General features: G+C 66.0%; 3 protein-coding genes. 2 read left to right on the top strand and 1 reads right to left on the bottom strand.

The features are described from left to right. Window positions 1–885: uroporphyrinogen decarboxylase (gene hemE, locus JHD07_RS36185; RefSeq protein WP_291630896.1), on the bottom strand; the 885-nt coding region annotated here is incomplete at its 3' end. 106 nt (window positions 886–991) lie between these two features. Here hemE and JHD07_RS36180 point away from each other — a divergent pair. After that, window positions 992–1207, top strand: coding sequence for a hypothetical protein (locus JHD07_RS36180; RefSeq protein ID WP_291630894.1), 216 nt, complete (start codon window positions 992–994; stop codon window positions 1205–1207). A gap of 172 nt (window positions 1208–1379) precedes the next feature. Further along, window positions 1380–2852: PAS domain S-box protein (locus JHD07_RS36175; protein WP_291630892.1), on the top strand; the 1473-nt coding region annotated here is incomplete at its 3' end.

The following is a 2852-nucleotide window of genomic DNA, read 5'->3' as shown; positions in this document are numbered from 1 at the left end:
CAGCACGAGCGGATCGAGATTGCCCTGCACGGCGACCTTGCTCTGCACGCGTTCGCGGATGAAGGCCGGCTCCGCGGTCCAGTCGATGCTGACCGCGTCGACGCCGGTCGTCTCGACATAGCCGGGCAGCAGCGCGCCGGCGCCGCGGGGAAAGCCGATGATCTTCGCATCCGGCACCTTGGCCCGCACGCCCTCGACGATGCGCCGCGTCGGCTCGGTCGACCAGCGCGCGAACTCGGCCGGCGGCAACACGCCGGCCCAGGTGTCGAAGATCTGCAGAGCGTCGGCGCCGGCGGCGAGCTGCGCCAGCAGGTACTCGATCGAGCTGTCGACCACCGCGTCGATGATTTTCGAGAACGCGTCGGGATGGCGGTAGGCCATCATCCGGGCCGGCGCCTGGTCGGGTGTGCCGTGGCCGGCGACCATGTAGGTCGCGACCGTCCACGGCGCGCCGCAGAAGCCGATCAGAGCGACCTTGGGATCGAGCGCGCCGCGCACCAGCTTCAGCGCATCGAACACCGGCTGAAGCTTGCCGAGATCCGCGCGCGGCGCCAGCGTCGCGACCTGGGCCGGCTCGTCCAGCGGCTCGAGCCGCGGGCCCTCGCCGGCCTCGAACCGCACCTCACGTCCGAGCGCATAAGGGATCACCAGAATGTCGGAGAAGATGATCGCCGCATCGAAGCCGAACCGGCGGATCGGCTGCAGCGTCACCTCGGCGGCAAGCTCTGGGTTGAAGCAGAGATCGAGGAAGCCGCCCGCCTTGGCGCGCACCTCGCGATATTCCGGCAGGTAGCGCCCGGCCTGGCGCATCATCCACATGGGCGGGATGGCTTGGCGCCGGCCGGAGAGCACGTCGATGAAGGGTTTCGTCGGAGACTGGGGCACCAAGGATCCTGCAGAAGGTGAGGGCCCTTGATACACCGCCGCGGTCCTCAGCGGAACAGGGGAACCAGGACAATCGAGCCGCGTTGACCCGCCGATGGAGGAGATCATGGCTGAGACATTCAATCCCGCCCCGCACGACAAGCATGCCGACGATCTACACGAGGCCCTCGCCGCCGATCGGCAGTCCAAGCTCGACGCCGGGCTGAAGGATACGTTCCCGGCCTCCGATCCTGTGAGCGCCGCGCAGCCGACCCCCTCGAAGGCCGATGCTGATGCCGACAGTCCCTCGCTCTGGGGCAAGGTCAAGCGGATCTTCAGCTAGAAGGCGGGAGCCGGATTCCGACGGGTTCGCTAACGCCCTGTTAGCGATGGGCTGATTGCGGTGTCCGTAGGACTACTGGAACCGGGGCGGATCTCGCCCGGCTTCAGGAGTGATTTCAGAGTTCACCGATAGAAGCGGCAGAGTTTCCGAACGATCGGAGAAACTCTGCCGCATGAATGCTGCGACCCAAAAAGCCGGACTGAGTCTGCCGTTGCGGGCGGCGGCGTTCGTCGCGCTGACCTGCATAGCCATCCTTGGCGTCAGCGGCTGGCGCGAATGGGCAGCTCGTGATGCGGTGCTCAAGGCCGCCGAAACCGAACTGGCGAATGTCGCACGCTCGCTGAGGCAGCATGCGGAGGACAGTCTCGACCTGCTGGATACCGCCGTCGTCGGCGTCGTCAGCCGGCTGGAGATGGACGGCGCCGGGCCGGCCACGATCGGCAAGCTCGGGATCATCCTGGACGCGCGCAAGAAGGCGATCGATCGAATTCACAGCCTCGCCATCATGGACGATCAGGGCAATTGGCTGACCTCGCCCGGCACGATCGGATCGACCTTGAGCGATGATGGTTTCTTCCGCTATCACCAGCTGTCGCGCAAGCGAGAGCCTCATATCGGCCATCCGGTGAAGAGCCTGCTCGACGGCGAATGGGTCGTCACCCTTTCGCGCCGCTTCAACAAGCCGGATGGCAGCTTCGGCGGCGTCGCGCTTGCGACCATCAGCGCCAACTATCTTTCGCGTTTCTACGAGCAGTTCGAGATCGGCCGCAACAGTTCCGTCGCACTGACTCATGCCGACGGCATCATCGTCGCGCGCAATCCCGGCAACGACAAATTCGTCGGACGCAGCGTTGCCGACACCGCGCTCTTCCGCGACCCCAGCCTGCAGCGGCCGAGCGGGGCCTATCATTTTCAATCGCCGCTTGATGGCGCCGAGCGCGTCAGCTTCTTCTGGCGCAGCAGCCGTTATCCGCTCGTTCTGGTAGCCACGCTGGATAAGGAGGAACTGCTCGCGCCCTGGCGAACCGCGGCGATCTCGCGCATGCTCCATGTGTTCGCGCTGGTGATGCTGATTGCAGTGATCGGCGGCGTGCTGGTGCGGCAGTTGTTTCGGGGCAAGCGCATGGCCGTCGCGCTGGCCGAGAAGGAGGCGCATTTCCGCCTGCTCGCCGAAGGCTCCAGCGACATGGTGACGCGCATCGGCCTCGACGAGCGGCTGCGCTATGTCTCGCCCTCGTCGGTGCGCGTCGTCGGTTGGCGCCCCGATCAGTTGATCGGCACGCCGGCTCTTGGGGGCGTCAACCCGGACGATCTGCCGGAGGTCAAGGCCATCGTCGGCGCCTTGCAGCGTGGCGAGAGGGAAGAGGCGCGGCTTACCTACCGCAACGCGCACCGGCAGCACGGCGACGTCTGGCTCGAATCGACCATGCGGGTGACACGCAAGGGCAACGGCAGTGTCGATGGCATGGTCGCGATCACGCGTGACATTACCGAGCAGAAGAGGCTGGAAATCAGGCTGGAGACGCTTGCGATCGAGGACGGCCTCACCGGCCTCGCCAATCGCCGCCGCTTCGACGAGCGTCTGAAAGAGGAATGGGCACGCGCGTATCGCGATCGCTCGAGCATCGCCCTGCTGATGATCGAC

The organism is Bradyrhizobium sp., assembly GCF_016462955.1.
Classification (GTDB): Bacteria; Pseudomonadota; Alphaproteobacteria; order Rhizobiales; family Xanthobacteraceae; genus Bradyrhizobium.
Note: the sequence above shows the minus strand (reverse complement) of the source record. Positions and strands in the feature narration are given on the sequence as shown.

Excerpts from the sequence above, each read along its gene's own strand:
- JHD07_RS36180 (WP_291630894.1), top strand. The coding sequence starts at position 992 with ATGGCTGAGACATTCAATCCCGCCCCGCACGACAAGCATGCCGACGAT.